Consider the following 285-nt stretch of genomic DNA (forward strand, 5'->3'; position numbering starts at 1 on the left):
AGCCAACAACAATACTGGTTAAACTTATCTCCAGAGTTAGCGCTAGAAGCACAAGGGCTCTCAACGAGACCTTACCAAGCTTTATATGGCGAGCTGATTGGTCACCTAACCGTACCGAGCCAAACCGGGTATAACGCAGATTTCACGGCACGTTTCGTGGTTGATCAAGTGAATATCCTAACCGCAGAAAACCCTAATCGTTGTGACCAACCACTGCGTTCAACACGAGTATTCGGTAACGAACCCTTTTGGTCAGCAACCTTCGATAAAGACCAGCTCAAATAC

1 pseudogene is annotated in these 285 nt (G+C 46.7%); it reads left to right on the top strand.

What is annotated here, in order from left to right:
• A pseudogene (locus tag AB4496_RS17500) lies at positions 1-285 on the top strand (hypothetical protein); the annotation flags it as partial.

The organism is Vibrio sp. 10N.222.46.A1 (assembly GCF_041473595.1).
Lineage (GTDB): Bacteria > Pseudomonadota > Gammaproteobacteria > Enterobacterales > Vibrionaceae > Vibrio > Vibrio tasmaniensis_A.